This window comes from Thiohalobacter thiocyanaticus (assembly GCF_003932505.1).
GTDB classification, from domain to species: Bacteria; Pseudomonadota; Gammaproteobacteria; order Thiohalobacterales; family Thiohalobacteraceae; genus Thiohalobacter; species Thiohalobacter thiocyanaticus.
Window position 1 is genome coordinate 1800561 of sequence record NZ_QZMU01000001.1, and the last position, 13989, is coordinate 1814549.

Below are 13989 nucleotides of genomic sequence, written 5' to 3' on the forward strand. Positions count from 1 at the left end.
GCGGGCCTGCTCAGGCGCTCAGCCGGGCACGACCCTTGGCGCGGCGTGCCTTGAGCACCCGACGGCCGTTCTTGGTACTCATGCGGGCGCGGAACCCGTGGGTGCGCTTACGCTTCAGATTACTGGGTTGAAAGGTTCGCTTCATGGCGTTGACTCGAGTAAAGGCTTAACGGATCCGGGCCTTATGGGGCCCCTGCAGAGAGCGCGCAATACTACCGGCGCGGCCAGTGCAGTGTCAACTTCAATCAGGCGACAGGCGGGTGTGGATAACACGGGAAATCAGGGTTAGACTCATGCCCTTTTCCCGTGACGAACGACCGGGTCCCATGCAGACCTGAACTCGGAACACCGCCTCCGAAGGAGCCCTCGTTGGACGCCCATTTGTGGAAACAATGCCTGGATCGCCTCGAGGAGGAGATTCCGGAACAGCCTTTCAACACCTGGATCCGTCCCCTGCATGCAGAGCCGCATCCCGAGGGCAACCTGCGCCTGCTCGCGCCCAACCGCTTCGTGCTGGACTGGGTCCGGGAGCATTACCTGGGTCTGATCCAGGACACCCTGACCGGCCTGACCCCGGAACAGCCGACCCAGGTGCGCCTGGAAGTGGGCACCCGCCAGCAGGCACCGGTGGACAAGCCGCGCGAGCCGGCCCGCTTTACCCGTTCGAGCAGCCGTGAACAGTCCCCCCTGCCGGCGACCAACCATACCCTGAACAGCACCTTCACCTTCGAGACCTTCGTCGAGGGCAAGTCCAACCAGCTGGCCAAGGCCGCTTCGATGCAGATCGGGGAGAACCCCGGCGGGGCCTACAATCCGCTGTTCATCTACGGCGGGGTGGGGCTGGGCAAGACGCACCTGATGCATGCAGTGGGCAACCTGATCCTGCAGGGCAAGCCCAACGCCCGGGTGGTATACCTGCACTCCGAGCGCTTCGTGGCGGACATGGTCAAGGCGCTGCAGCACAATGCCATCAACGAATTCAAGCGCTATTACCGCTCGGTGGATGCGCTGCTGATCGATGACATCCAGTTCTTCGCCGGCAAGGAACGCTCCCAGGAGGAGTTCTTCCACACCTTCAACGCCCTGCTGGAAAGCCAGCAGCAGATCATCCTGACCTGCGACCGGTATCCCAAGGAGGTCGACGGGCTGGAGGAGCGGTTGAAATCCCGCTTCGGCTGGGGTCTGACCGTGGCCATCGAGCCGCCGGAACTGGAGACCCGGGTGGCGATCCTGATGGCCAAGGCCGCCCAGGCACAGGTGGAGATGCCCGACGAGGTGGCGTTTTTCATCGCCAAGCGGATCAAGTCCAACATCCGCGAACTGGAAGGCGCCCTGCGCCGGGTGGCGGCCAGCTCCCGCTTCACCGGGCGGGCCGTGACCCTGGACTTCGTCAAGGAAGCCCTGCGCGATCTGCTGGCCTTGCAGGACAAGCTGGTATCGATTGAAAATATTCAGAAAACCGTAGCCGAATACTATAAGATCCGGGTGGCGGACCTGCTCTCGGCGCGGCGCAGCCGCTCCATCGCCCGGCCACGGCAGGTCGCCATGGCCCTGGCCAAGGAGCTGACCAGCCATTCGCTGCCCGAGATCGGCGACTCCTTCGGCGGCCGCGACCACACCACTGTGCTGCATGCCTGCCGCAAGGTGGCTGAGCTGCGCGAGACCGACATCCGGATCAAAGAGGATTACTACAACCTGTTGAGGACCCTGACCAGATGATGTGGATAAGGTGTGCGTCCTTTGGCGGCGACCGGTACCCACAGACTTATCCACAATCCGCGCACAGGCTGCCGGGGACTTGTACGCCTAGTTGAGTATACTAATAAAATATTGAAATTTAAGGATATTTTATTGTTATCCACAGAAAGGCGCCGGACTAAGAGTAACAACAGGGTAAATATTTATTCAATAATATTTAGTTGGGATAGGAACAGATGAAATTCAGTATCCAGCGTGAGAATCTCCTCAAGCCACTGCAGCAGATCATCGGCGTGGTCGAGCGCCGTCAGACCCTGCCGGTTCTGGGCAATGTCCTGATCCAGTCCAGCGACAAGGGACTGACCCTGACGGCCACTGACCTGGAAGTGGAGCTGGTCGCCACCATCGAGCAGAACCTGGAGGATGGGGGAGAGGCCACCCTGCCGGCGCGCAAGCTGTTCGACATCTGTCGGGCACTGCCCGAAGGCAGCACGCTGGAGATCAGCATCGAGCAGGACCGAGCGCTGGTGAAATCCGGGCGCAGCCGTTTCACCCTGTCGACCCTGCCAGCCGGGGATTTCCCCGTCATCGAGGAGATGAAAACCGCGCTGTCCTTCAGCCTGCCGGAAAAGGCGTTGAAGGAGATCATCGAGCGCACCCATTTCGCCATGGCGCAGCAGGACGTGCGTTATTACCTCAACGGCCTGATGCTGGAAGTGGATACCGACGCGCTGCGCGCCGTGGCGACCGACGGTCACCGCCTGGCCATGTCCGAGGTCGCGGCCGAAACCGGCGTGGAGGAGAAGACCCAGATCATCGTCCCCCGCAAGGGGGTGCAGGAACTGTTGCGCTCGCTGGAAAGTTCGGATGCCGAGGTCACCGTCCAGCTCGGCACCAATCACATCCGCATCAACACCCCGGAGCTGCAGGTCACCTCCAAGTTGATCGACGGCCGCTTCCCGGACTATGAGCGGGTCATGCCCAAGGGCGGGGACAAGGTCATCACGGCCGACACCACCGGCCTGCGCCAGGCGCTCAGCCGTACCTCCATCCTGTCCAACGAGAAATACCGCGGCATCCGTCTCAGCCTGGACAGCAACAGCCTGCGCATCCAGGCCCACAACCCGGAGCAGGAGGAGGCCGAGGAGGAGCTGGAGATCAACTACAGTTCCGACCCGCTGGAGATCGGCTTCAACGTCACCTATCTGCTGGATGCCCTGTCGGCCCTGCCCGGTGAGGAGGTCCGGATCCTGCTCAGCGATGCCAACAGCAGCTGCCTGATCGATGCCCCCGACGGCGGACCCAACCGCTATGTGGTCATGCCGATGCGGCTGTGAATGGCCACGGAATACACGCAAAATAAGCCAGGCGTTTTCTTCAGCAAGACACATTGTGAGTCCGTGGCCATGGCGGGCATCCCTGTCGCCTTGAATCCCAGGCCCCCGCTGCCATGCCTCTGAGCCGGTTAAGTCTTGAGCATTTCCGCAACATCACTGCCGCCGAGCTGGAGCTGTCGCCGCGATTCAATCTGATCGTCGGGGCCAATGGTTCCGGCAAGACCAGCCTGCTTGAAGCCATCTACTACCTTGGCCGGGTGCGATCCTTCCGTACGGCCAGACCCAAACACCTGATTCAGGATGGCCAGACCTGGTTCCGCCTGGTGGGACGTATCACCGGGGCGGACAACGCCGAACAGACACTGGGCATCGAGCGCGGGCCGCAGGGCCAGACCTTGCGTCTGGCCGGACGGCCGGTGCGCCAACTGGCCGATCTGGTCCGGACACTGCCCATCCAGCTGCTGCATTCTGACAGCCATTTGATTCTTGAAGGCGGTCCTCGCTATCGCCGCCGTTACCTGGACTGGGGCGTGTTCCACGTGGAACATGGCTATCATGCCACCTGGCAGCGCTACGCCAAGGCGCTCAAACAGCGTAATGCCGCCCTGCGCACCAGTCGCAACCCCCGTGACGTGGCCGCCTGGTCCCCGGCACTGGTTCAGGCCGCTGAAACTCTGCACAGCCTGCGGAGCGAGTACATCGCCATGCTGCTGCCCTATGTTCAGGGTAATCTGGCGGCGCTGGTGGATCTGCCGGGGCTGGAATTCCACTACCAGCCGGGCTGGCCGGAGGATACCGGTCTGGAGACCGCTCTGGCCGAGCGTTATGCGACCGATCTGAAGCGCGGTTTTACCCAGGTCGGTCCCCACCGGGCCGATCTGCAGCCGCTGATCGACGGTGTTCCTGCCATCGAACGCGTTTCGCGTGGCCAGCAGAAGCAGCTGGTCACCGCCCTGTTGCTGGCGCAGGCCGAATTGCTGATGGAAAAGAGCCGGCGGCCCTGCCTGTTTCTGATCGACGACCTGCCGGCCGAGCTGGATCACGGCCATCGGGAGCGGGTGCTGGAGCGCCTGCTGGCGCTGCAATCCCAGGTCTATGTCACCACTACGGACGCGAATGCCATCCCCGTGGTAGCCGGAGATAGTGGGAAAAGGTTTCACGTGGAACAGGGGCGGATAGCGCAAACCGGTTGATGTTCCACGTGGAACATGCGCGAGCCGCATGAGGCTTAGCCTGCCTGTAAATGGTATACTGGGCCATCGCGATTGAAGGACAGGGCCATGACGGACAAAACCACCTACGATTCCTCGAACATCAAGGTGCTGCGCGGGCTGGATGCGGTGCGCAAGCGGCCGGGCATGTACATCGGCGACACCGACGATGGCACCGGCCTGCATCATATGGTGTTCGAAGTGGTGGATAACTCCATCGACGAGGCCCTGGCGGGCCATGCCCGTGAAGTTCAGGTGATCATCCATGGCGACGACTCCGTGACCATCTCCGACGACGGTCGCGGCATTCCGGTCGATCTGCACCCGGAAGAGGGCCGTTCCGCCGCGGAAGTCATCATGACAGTGCTGCACGCCGGCGGGAAATTCGACGATAACTCCTACAAGGTCTCGGGCGGTCTGCATGGTGTGGGCGTGTCCGTGGTCAATGCCCTGTCCGAATACCTCAAGCTGACCATTCACCGCGATGGCAAGGTCTGGCATCAGGAATTCCGCCTGGGCGAGCCGGTTGCCCCCCTGGCCGAGATCGGCAACACGGACAAGACCGGGACCGAGATCCGCTTCAAGCCCAGCCGCGAGATCTTCACCGACACCGAATATCACTACGACATTCTCGCCAAGCGCCTGAGGGAACTGTCTTTTCTCAATTCCGGCGTTCGCATCAGTCTGCGCGACGAACGTACCGATAAATCCGACGTGTTCGAGTACCAGGGCGGTATCCGGGCCTTCGTCGAGCATCTGAACCGCAACAAGACGCCGCTGCATCCGACCGTCTGCTATTTCAACACCGAGCGCGACGGCATCTGGGTCGAGGCGGCCTTCCAGTGGAATGACTCCTACCAGGAGAATATCTTCTGCTTCACCAACAATATTCCGCAGCGCGACGGTGGCACCCATCTGGCCGGCTTCCGGGCCGCCCTCACGCGTACCCTGAACCACTATCTGGAGGCCGAGGCCATCACCAAAAAGGCCAAGGTCACGCCGACCGGTGACGATGCCCGCGAGGGCCTCACCGCGGTGCTGTCGGTGAAGGTGCCGGACCCGAAATTCTCCTCCCAGACCAAGGACAAACTGGTCTCCAGCGAGGTCAAGGGCGTGGTCGAGTCCGCCATGTCGGAGCAGCTGAACAATTATCTGCTGGAGAATCCCACTGAGGCCAAGGCCATTACCGCCAAGATCGTCGAAGCGGCGCGGGCCCGCGAGGCCGCGCGCAAGGCCCGCGACATGACGCGACGCAAGGGCGCGCTGGATATCGCCGGCCTGCCCGGCAAGCTGGCCGACTGTCAGGAGCGCGATCCGGCCCTGTCAGAGCTCTACCTGGTGGAGGGCGATTCTGCCGGCGGTTCGGCCAAGCAGGGCCGCGACCGTCGCAACCAGGCCATCCTGCCGCTCAAGGGCAAGATCCTGAACGTGGAGAAGGCGCGCTTCGACAAGATGCTGTCCTCGGCCGAGGTCGGCACCCTGATCACGGCGCTCGGCTGCGGCATCGGCCGGGAGGAATTCAATCCGGACAAGCTGCGCTATCACAGCATCATCATCATGACCGACGCCGATGTCGACGGCTCCCACATCCGCACCCTGCTGCTGACCTTCTTCTACCGCCAGATGCCGGAGCTGATTGAACGCGGGCATGTCTACATTGCCCAGCCGCCCCTGTACAAGATTAAAAAAGGCAAGCAGGAACAATATGTTAAGGATGATCCAGCGCTCAATCAGTACCTGCTGCAGTCGGCCCTGGACGGCACCCAGCTGCATGTGAGCACCGAGGCGCCGCCGATCACCGGCGAGGCGCTGGAGGTGCTGGCCTCCACTTACCTGACGGTGATGAACGCCATCAAGCGCCTGTCCCGCCATTACGACAGCCTGCTGCTGGAGCGGATCATCTACATGCCGTCGGTCGATGAGGTGAAGCTGCACGACATTCCGGCCATGCGCGACTGGTTCAACGAGCTGCAGGCCCGCACCAACGCCGTCATGCCGGCCGGCCAGCGGTTCGAGATCACCCTGGACGACACGGTCGAGCAGGGCGCCTTCGTCGCCACCATGGTCAAGCTCACTCACGGCATCGTCGCCAGCGAGCAGCGGCTGGCCTCGGACTTCTTCGCCACGGCCGAATACGAGCGCATGCGCGCACTGGGCCAGCAGCTCGACGGTCTGCTTACCGACACCGCCTATATCCGCCGCGGCGAGCGCCAGCAGCCGGTGGCGAGCTTCAAGGAGGCGGTGACCTGGATGATGGAACAGGCCAAGCGCGGTCAGCAGATCCAGCGCTACAAGGGCCTGGGCGAGATGAATCCGGATCAGCTCTGGGAGACCACCATGAATCCGGATACCCGGCGCATGCTGCAGGTGCAGATCGAGGATGCCGTGGCCGCGGACCAGATCTTCACCACCCTGATGGGCGACCAGGTGGAACCGCGGCGCGACTTCATCGAGTCCAATGCCCTGGCGGCGAACAATCTGGACATCTGATTATCCACGTCAGGCCGGTCGGGTTGGCCCCAAACAGCGCAACCCGATCTGAGATGATCGGTGCTTTTCACGGAATTTTGCCGTAATTTAAAGTAATTCAACCTTGTTTCTGCTGATGCTCTCTGCCTGAATCAGGTTTGAGGGTGCTGATACGCTCCACTGTGGTCTCGATCCAGCCCTCGGCCTCGGCCAGGATCTCGGCCGCCGTTTTCCCATCCGTCGCAATGGGCGGACCCACCACCAGGCGGATCTCACCCGGGTACTTGATGAAACTGTGCCGCGGCCAGAACTCGCCGGCGTTGTGCGCCACCGGCACCACCTGGGCGCCGCTGCGCTCGGCCAGTACCGCGCCGCCGATGCGGTATCTCCCCTTCTCTCCCGGTGCGGTGCGCGTGCCTTCCGGGAACACGATCACCCAGCGGCCGTCGGCCAGGCGCCGGGTGCCCTGTTCGACCAGTTGCTCCACGGCCCTGCGTCCGGCGCCGCGGTCGATGGCGATGGGTTCGATCAGTGCCAATGCCCAGCCGAACAGCGGGATGCGCAGCAACTCGCGCTTGAGCACCCAGACCTGGGGCGGGAACACCCGCTGCAGGGCGAGCGTCTCCCAGGTGGACTGATGCTTGGAAAAGACGATCGATGCCCGCTCGGGGATATGCTCACGACCTTCCACGCGGTAGTGCAGGCCGCAGCTGATCCGCAGCCACCACAGATTCAGCCGCGCCCATTGAGTGGCGGTGGTATAGCGGACCCGGAAGGGAAAGGGAAAGGTCAGCAGGGTAAGCGGGGCCAGCACCAGTGTGGAGGTGAACATTACCAGCCAGAAGATCAGTGAGCGCAGGTAGAGCAGGGGCGAGGGCGAGCGTGACGGCATCTCAGTCGGCGTTGTCGGTTTCGTCTAACAAGTATTGAACAGCGGCATCAAGGCTGCTGAAACCGGGCTCCCCGGCGTCGGTGTTGCCGGCGCCCAGTACCAGGCAGCGCACACCGGCGCTGCGTCCGGCTTCCAGCGCCGGCCCATGGTCCAGGGTTATGTAGGGCACGTCCTCCAGGCGCAGCTGCTGGCGCAGTGCGATGTCGAGCAGCAGACCCGGCCGGGGCGGACGGCAGGGGCAATTCGTATCCGGGCCGTGGGGGCAGAACAAGACCGCATCGATTTGTCCACCGGCGTTGTTCGCGGCCTGGTTCAGCCGGTTGTGCAGCCGGGTCAGCCGACCCAGGTCGGGGGCGGCGTCGCCGTCCATGACGGGTGTCCCTGTGACCAGAACCCGCCGGTCGGCCCGGTTGAGCCGTGCGATGGCCTCCAGACTGCCGGGCATGGGATTCCAGTGCTCGGGCGCGGTGGTGTCGCTTTCACGGATGGCGGCGAGATCGATGATGACCGGCTGCATACGTGTGGACTCAGGTGTCACGGAATTCGGAGACCCGAACCCGGCCGTTTACCATCCGCGCATCGCGCTGCATGATTCTGTCCATCTTGTCCCAGAAGGCCTGCCCGAGGTCGAAGTCCTCGGCGATGGCCGTGCCGATGACAAGAATGAACAGGTCAGCGCATTCCTCGGCCAATTTGGCCTTGTCCTTGCCCTTGGTCACGCAGGCGGCGATCTCGCCCAGTTCCTCGGCCATCAGGGCGATGCGGTAGGTCATGTCCTCGCCGCCGGTGTTCTTGAAGTCGTGCTTGTCATGAAAGGCCTGCACCGCGGCCAGCATGTCTGCGTAGGAATCCGGGTTGCTCATATCAGCCTCCGTTGGTCGTCAAGCTTCTAAACCCTTCAACGCAGGGGCGCAAAGACGCACGGATCGCAAAGGGAATACATGATTCAAAGTAATAGAAAAAATCATTTCCTGCTCCGTAATCACCGTGCCTGTACAAGCAGCGAAATATTCTGGTTTGTTTGCGCCTCCGCGCCTTTGCGTTGAGGTCTTCACCGCAGTCTAGTCTACTGCAGCAGGGACAGATCCGCCGTGCGCAGGAACAGCGCCTGCAGCCCCTGCAGCAGGGCCAGGCGGTTGTCGCGCAGTGCGGTGTCCTCGGCCATGACCATCACCTGGTCGAAGAAGCTGTCCACCGGCTCGCGCAGGGCGGCCAGCATGCACAGGGCCTCGGTATACTGGCCGCGTTCGAACAGCGGCTCCACCTTCGGGCGCAGCTGTTCGATGGCCGTATGCAGTGCCTGCTCGGCGGGCTCGGTCAGCAGATCGGTATTGACCTGATCGGGCACGGCGGATTCGGCCTTGCGCAGGATGTTGCCGATGCGCTTGTTGGCCGCGGCCAGGCTCTCGGCCTCGGCCAGCCGGCCGAACTCGCGCACCGCCTCGATGCGGCGGTGGAAATCCAGCGGGCGGGTCGGGGTCTGGGCCCGCACCGCCTCGAAGATATGGATATCCAGGCCGGTCTCGCTGTAATAGGCCCGCAGGCGGTCGAGCATGAAATCGAACACCTCCCCCGTCACCTTGCCGGCCTTGATGTCCGGCGTGAAGCCGGCGGCGGCCTCATCTAACAGCAATTGAAGATCCAGGTCCAGCTCGCACTCGATCAGGATACGCACGATGCCGAGCGCGGCCCGGCGCAGGGCGAACGGATCCTTGTCGCCGGTGGGTGCCTGACCGATGGCGAAGATCCCGACCAGGGTGTCGAGGCGATCGGCGATGGCCAGCACCTGACCGGTGGCGGTCGCCGGCAGGCGGTCGCCGGCAAAGCGCGGCATGTACTGCTCGTCCAGGGCCCGGGCGACGGCCTCGGGTTCGCCGTCGTGCAGTGCATAATAGCGGCCCATGACCCCCTGCAGTTCGGGGAACTCGAACACCATCTGGGTGAGCAGGTCACACTTGGACAACAAGGCGGCACGCTCGGCCTGATCGGGGTCGGCCTCGATGGCGCCGGCGACAGTGCTGGCCAGACGGGCGACACGCTGCGACTTGTCCAGCAGGGTGCCGAGTTTTTTCTGGAACACCATGCTGGCCAGACGCTTCTGGCGTGTCTCCAGCGGCTGCCTGCGGTCCTGCTCCCAGAAGAAGGCGGCATCGGTCAGACGCGGACGGATCACGCGTTCGTTGCCGGCGCGCACCTGGTCCGGGTCGCGGCTCTCCAGGTTGGCGATGGTGATGAAATGCGGGAGAAGGGTGCCGTTGCCGTCCACCACGGGAAAATACTTCTGGTGATCCTGCATGGAGGAGACCAGGGCCTCGGCCGGGACCTCCAGGAACGGCGGATCAAAACCGCCACTGATCGCCACCGGCCATTCCACCAGGGCAGTGACCTCGTCCAGCAGGTCGTCGTCGATCAGGGCCTCACCGCCGAGCCGGCGCGCGGCCTCGATGACCTGGCCGCGGATGGCTTCGCGGCGGGCGTCCATATCGGCCAGCACATGGCCCTCGGTCTCCAGCAGCGGGACATAGGCGGCCGGCTCGGCCAGGTAGAGCAGATCCGGATGATGGAAGCGATGGCCGCGGGTCTCCCGGCCGGTGGGCGTGCCCAGGATCGTTGCATCGATCACCGCGTCGCCGAACAGCAGCACCACCCAGTGCACCGGACGGACGAATTCGTCATCGCGATCGCCCCAGCGCATGCGCTTGGGGATGGGCAGCTGGTTCAGGGCCTGAGTGACGATATCGGGAATCAGCTCGGCGGCAGGTCTGCCCGGCTCGAACTGTTTGTAGGCCAGCCAGGCACCCTTGTCGGTTTCCAGGGTCTCGAGCGCATCCACCGTGACCCCGCAGGAGCGGGCAAAGCCCTCGGCCGCCCTGGTGGGACAGCCCTCGTCGTCGAAGGCCGCGGTCACGGCCGGGCCGCGCTTGAGCTGTTCGCGGTCGGCCTGGCCGGTCTGCAGGCCCTGGACCAGAACGGCCAGGCGCCGGGGCGCGGCGTAAGCCCGGGTGGAGGTAAAGGCCAGCTCGGCTTTCTCCAGGCCGGTCTCGATGCCCTGGCGGAAGGCATCGCGCAGCCGGCGCAGCGCCTTGGGCGGCAGCTCCTCGGAGCCGATCTCGATCAGCAGGTCGCGGGTCTCGCTCATGCCGCGCCCTCCGGATTGCACATGGGAAAGCCCAGTGCCTCGCGGCTGGCGTAGTAGGCCTCGGCCACGGCGCGGGCGAGTGCCCGTACCCGCAGAATGTAGCGCTGGCGCTCGGTGACCGATATCGCGCTGCGGGCGTCCAGCAGATTGAAGGTATGCGAGGCCTTCAGTGCCTGTTCATAGGCCGGCAGCGGCAGCCCGGCCTCGATCAGCTTCTGACTCTCGCGCTCGCAGCTGTCGAACCAGCCGAACAGGACCTCGGTGTCGGCGTGCTCGAAGTTGTAGGTCGACTGCTCGACCTCGTTCTGGTGGAAGACATCGCGGTAGGTCACGGTACCGGCCGGGGTGCGGGTCCAGACCAGGTCGAACACGCTTTCCACGCCCTGCAGATACATGGCGATGCGCTCCAGGCCGTAGGTGATCTCGCCGGTGACCGGCTTGCAGTCCAGGCCGCCGACCTGCTGGAAGTAGGTGAACTGGGTGACCTCCATGCCATTGAGCCAGACCTCCCAGCCCAGGCCCCAGGCGCCGAGGGTGGGCGACTCCCAGTTGTCCTCGACAAAGCGGATGTCATGCACCAGGGGATCCAGCCCCAGGTGCCTGAGCGAGCCCAGGTACAGCTCCTGGATCTCCAGCGGCGAGGGCTTGAGTACCACCTGGAACTGATAATAGTGCTGCAGCCGGTTGGGGTTGTCGCCGTAGCGCCCATCGGTGGGCCGGCGCGAAGGCTGCACATAGGCCGCGTGCCAGGGCTCGGGGCCGATGGAGCGCAGGAAGGTGGCCGGGTGGAAGGTGCCGGCGCCGACTTCCATGTCCAGCGGCTGCAGGATGACGCAGCCCTGCTCCGCCCAGTAGCTCTGCAGGGCAAGGATCAGGCCCTGGAAGGTGCCGACATCGAATACGGATTGGGACGGGCTGGAGATGGCCATCGCAAACATCTTGAAATTATTGGAGAGAAACGGCCGGCAAGTATAGCCCGCCGGGGGCCGGGGTTGAAAGGGAAAATCCGGCATGGATCCGCGCCGCCGGAGAGTTTATGCCGGGATCGGGAATTGGGTATATTGAGAGTCAGGCACGGGCGGGTTGGCCGGTAAGACCGAACCTGGCCCGGAATCTGCTAGTCAATAGTTGTATCAAGGTCCCCGCACAGGGGGTCGATATATTGACCAGGAGGTGCTCCATGAAGCTGGTCCTGCAACCCACGTCCACGGCACAGTGGCAGGCACTGGTCAGCGAGGCCGAACAGGCCTGCGCGACCCGCCTCGATGAAGAACTGCAAAGCTATCTGGTGTTCCTGCTGATGCGCTTCACCTCGCGGCCGGAGCTCGCCGCCCGGGTCCTGGCGCTGGATTTTCTCCACGGCATGACAACCCGCGGTCGGCTGCAGGAGGAACAGCTGCGCGACGTGGGCGATCAGTGCCTGCTGTACTCCGGCTTCTATCCCGAACAGGCGCGGCGCCGCCTGGTGAACAATGCCTATTTCATCGATCTGGGCCGCAGCGCCTACGGTACCCTGGCCGAGCGGGTGCGGCATGCCACCGCCGAGGTCTATGCCCGGCTGGCCGAGGCCTTCGTACACCTGCGCGACGTGCTGCAGACCATGCGCGAGCTCGACGCCGAGGCCGCGCTCGACCCCCTGCACAATGCCGGGCTGTGGCAGGAAACCGGCAGCCGGCGGGCCTTCGACCAGTACCGGCGCCAGACCGGCGCCATTCCGATCCCGCTGGACGAGGACACGGAAAACCCCCATTGAGAGATAGCCACGAAACCCACGAAATCCACCAAAAATTTTATGTGTTGTTCATGGGTTTCGTGAATTTCGTGGCAATGATCACAAGGTGGCCACCGGTACCCCGCTGCGGGTAGAATATCCGGTCCGGCAAACCACCGATCACTGATCAAACCCCATGTCACAGCGTAAGGCCGTCGCACTCATCTCCGGAGGGCTGGATTCACTACTCGCCGCCCGTGTCATCATGGAGCAGGGCATCCATGTCGAGGGGATCAATTTCTTTACCGGCTTCTGCGTGGAGGGCCATACCCACGCCATCCGCAACCAGGACCAGGCCAAACCCAAGCGCAACAATGCCCTGTGGGTGGCCGAGCAACTCGGGATCAAGCTGCACATCGTCGACATCATCGAGGAATACAAGGATGTCGTGATCAACCCGAAGCACGGCTACGGCGCCAACCTCAATCCCTGCCTGGACTGCAAGGTGTTCATGGTGGGCAAGGCACGCGAATGGATCGAGCAGCACGGCTTCGACTTCATCATTACCGGTGAAGTGGTCGGCCAGCGCCCCAAGTCGCAACGTGCCGACACCATGCCGGTGGTGGCGCATGAATCCGGTGCCGAGGATCTGCTGCTGCGTCCGCTGTGCGCGAAGAACCTGCCCGAGACCCTGCCCGAGCGCGAGGGCTGGGTGGATCGCGATCGGCTGTATGATTTCAGTGGCCGCTCGCGCAAGCCGCAGATGGCCCTGGCCAGACAGTTCGGCTTCGAGGACTATGCCCAGCCGGCGGGCGGCTGCTGCTTTCTCACCGACAAACAGTATTCGACCAAGCTGGCAGACCTGTGGCAGGCGCGCGGCGAGCGCCGCTATGAACTCGACGACATCATGCTGCTCAAGGTCGGCCGCCATGTGCGCCCGCGCCCCAACTTCAAGCTGATCATCGGCCGCGACGAGGGCGAGAACAACTTCCTGGAAGGTTATCGCAAGCAGTTCACCCATCTACGCAGCACCAGCCACAAGGGGCCGCTGGTGCTGCTCGACGGTGAGGCCGGGGAGGATGACCTGGAGCTGGCCGCACGTCTGCTGGGTCGTTTCAGTCAGGGTCGCGACGCGCCCGAAATCGAGGTGGAGATAAACCGCGGCGGTGCAACCAGCACCCGCCGTGTCAAGCCACTGCCGCCTGACGAGATCCGCCAGGACTGGTACCTGTGAGCGAGCATACCCTGGATGCCCGCAACATCCTCTGCCCTCTGCCGGTGATCCGTACCCAGGACGCGATCGCCGATCTCGCCCCGGGCGATGTGCTGCATGTCAGCTGCACCGATCCGGGCGCGATCAACGACATCCCCACCTGGTGCCGGATCAACGGCCATGAAGTGATTAATATCGATCAGGACGGCCGCGAGATCCGCATCAGCGTGAAGGTCGGTGCGACCGAGTGAGTCTGTGTCCCTTGCGTTATCATCGCTGCACATAAGGTCTGTCTGCCTCGGACGCAATATCAAGAGAG

The 13989-nt window shown here is 63.5% G+C and carries 13 protein-coding genes; 7 read left to right on the top strand and 6 right to left on the bottom strand.

The features are described from left to right. Positions 1 to 10: 10 nt before the first annotated feature. The gene (rpmH, locus tag D6C00_RS08460) at positions 11 to 145 is read right to left on the bottom strand and encodes a 50S ribosomal protein L34 (RefSeq protein ID WP_125181319.1); all 135 of its coding nucleotides are present in this window, start codon (positions 143 to 145) and stop codon (positions 11 to 13) included. A 224-nt stretch (positions 146 to 369) separates the two neighbouring features. On the opposite strand from rpmH, the gene dnaA reads away from it, so the two are divergent. The 4 genes from dnaA to gyrB all read left to right on the top strand — a co-directional run bounded on the left by dnaA (position 370) and on the right by gyrB (position 6736). Continuing rightward, a complete protein-coding gene (gene dnaA / locus D6C00_RS08465; RefSeq protein ID WP_125181320.1) occupies positions 370 to 1719 on the top strand; it encodes a chromosomal replication initiator protein DnaA in 1350 nt (449 codons plus the stop codon). 215 nt (positions 1720 to 1934) lie between these two features. Further along, the gene (gene dnaN, locus D6C00_RS08470) at positions 1935 to 3035 is read left to right on the top strand and encodes a DNA polymerase III subunit beta (protein WP_125181321.1); all 1101 of its coding nucleotides are present in this window, start codon (positions 1935 to 1937) and stop codon (positions 3033 to 3035) included. A gap of 113 nt (positions 3036 to 3148) precedes the next feature. Continuing rightward, positions 3149 to 4228: a DNA replication/repair protein RecF gene (recF, locus tag D6C00_RS08475; protein ID WP_125181322.1), complete on the top strand. Its 1080-nt coding sequence runs from the start codon at positions 3149 to 3151 to the stop codon at positions 4226 to 4228. A gap of 87 nt (positions 4229 to 4315) precedes the next feature. Then, complete coding sequence (gyrB, locus tag D6C00_RS08480) at positions 4316 to 6736, top strand: DNA topoisomerase (ATP-hydrolyzing) subunit B (protein WP_125181323.1); 2421 nt, start codon at positions 4316 to 4318, stop codon at positions 6734 to 6736. Positions 6737 to 6833: 97 nt separating this feature from the next. Here gyrB and D6C00_RS08485 read toward each other — a convergent pair whose 3' ends face one another. The 5 genes from D6C00_RS08485 to glyQ all read right to left on the bottom strand — a co-directional run bounded on the left by D6C00_RS08485 (position 6834) and on the right by glyQ (position 11675). Continuing rightward, a complete protein-coding gene (locus D6C00_RS08485) occupies positions 6834 to 7607 on the bottom strand; it encodes a lysophospholipid acyltransferase family protein (RefSeq protein WP_125181324.1) in 774 nt (257 codons plus the stop codon). Between the two features lies 1 nt (position 7608). Further along, positions 7609 to 8124, bottom strand: coding sequence for a D-glycero-beta-D-manno-heptose-1,7-bisphosphate 7-phosphatase (locus D6C00_RS08490; protein ID WP_125181325.1), 516 nt, complete (start codon positions 8122 to 8124; stop codon positions 7609 to 7611). Positions 8125 to 8134: 10 nt separating this feature from the next. Continuing rightward, positions 8135 to 8470 carry a MazG nucleotide pyrophosphohydrolase domain-containing protein gene (locus D6C00_RS08495; protein ID WP_125181326.1) on the bottom strand — a complete coding sequence of 112 codons (336 nt, stop codon included), beginning with the start codon at positions 8468 to 8470 and terminating at the stop codon, positions 8135 to 8137. A gap of 203 nt (positions 8471 to 8673) precedes the next feature. Beyond that, positions 8674 to 10746, bottom strand: a complete 2073-nt coding sequence (glyS, locus tag D6C00_RS08500; protein WP_125181327.1) for a glycine--tRNA ligase subunit beta — start codon at positions 10744 to 10746, stop codon at positions 8674 to 8676. Further along, positions 10743 to 11675 carry a glycine--tRNA ligase subunit alpha gene (gene glyQ / locus D6C00_RS08505; RefSeq protein ID WP_125181328.1) on the bottom strand — a complete coding sequence of 311 codons (933 nt, stop codon included), beginning with the start codon at positions 11673 to 11675 and terminating at the stop codon, positions 10743 to 10745. The genes glyS and glyQ overlap by 4 nt, the downstream gene beginning before the upstream one ends. Positions 11676 to 11926: 251 nt before the next feature. Here glyQ and D6C00_RS08510 point away from each other — a divergent pair, with 251 nt between their 5' ends. The 3 genes from D6C00_RS08510 to D6C00_RS08520 all read left to right on the top strand — a co-directional run bounded on the left by D6C00_RS08510 (position 11927) and on the right by D6C00_RS08520 (position 13921). Next, entirely contained in the window at positions 11927 to 12499 is a 573-nt protein-coding gene (locus tag D6C00_RS08510) for a hypothetical protein (protein ID WP_125181329.1), read from the top strand. 154 nt (positions 12500 to 12653) lie between these two features. Continuing rightward, on the top strand, positions 12654 to 13691 hold the full coding sequence (locus tag D6C00_RS08515; protein ID WP_125181330.1) for a tRNA (5-methylaminomethyl-2-thiouridylate)-methyltransferase: 1038 nt from the start codon (positions 12654 to 12656) through the stop codon (positions 13689 to 13691). Continuing rightward, entirely contained in the window at positions 13688 to 13921 is a 234-nt protein-coding gene (locus D6C00_RS08520) for a sulfurtransferase TusA family protein (RefSeq protein WP_125181331.1), read from the top strand. The genes D6C00_RS08515 and D6C00_RS08520 overlap by 4 nt, the downstream gene beginning before the upstream one ends. Positions 13922 to 13989: the final 68 nt, after the last annotated feature.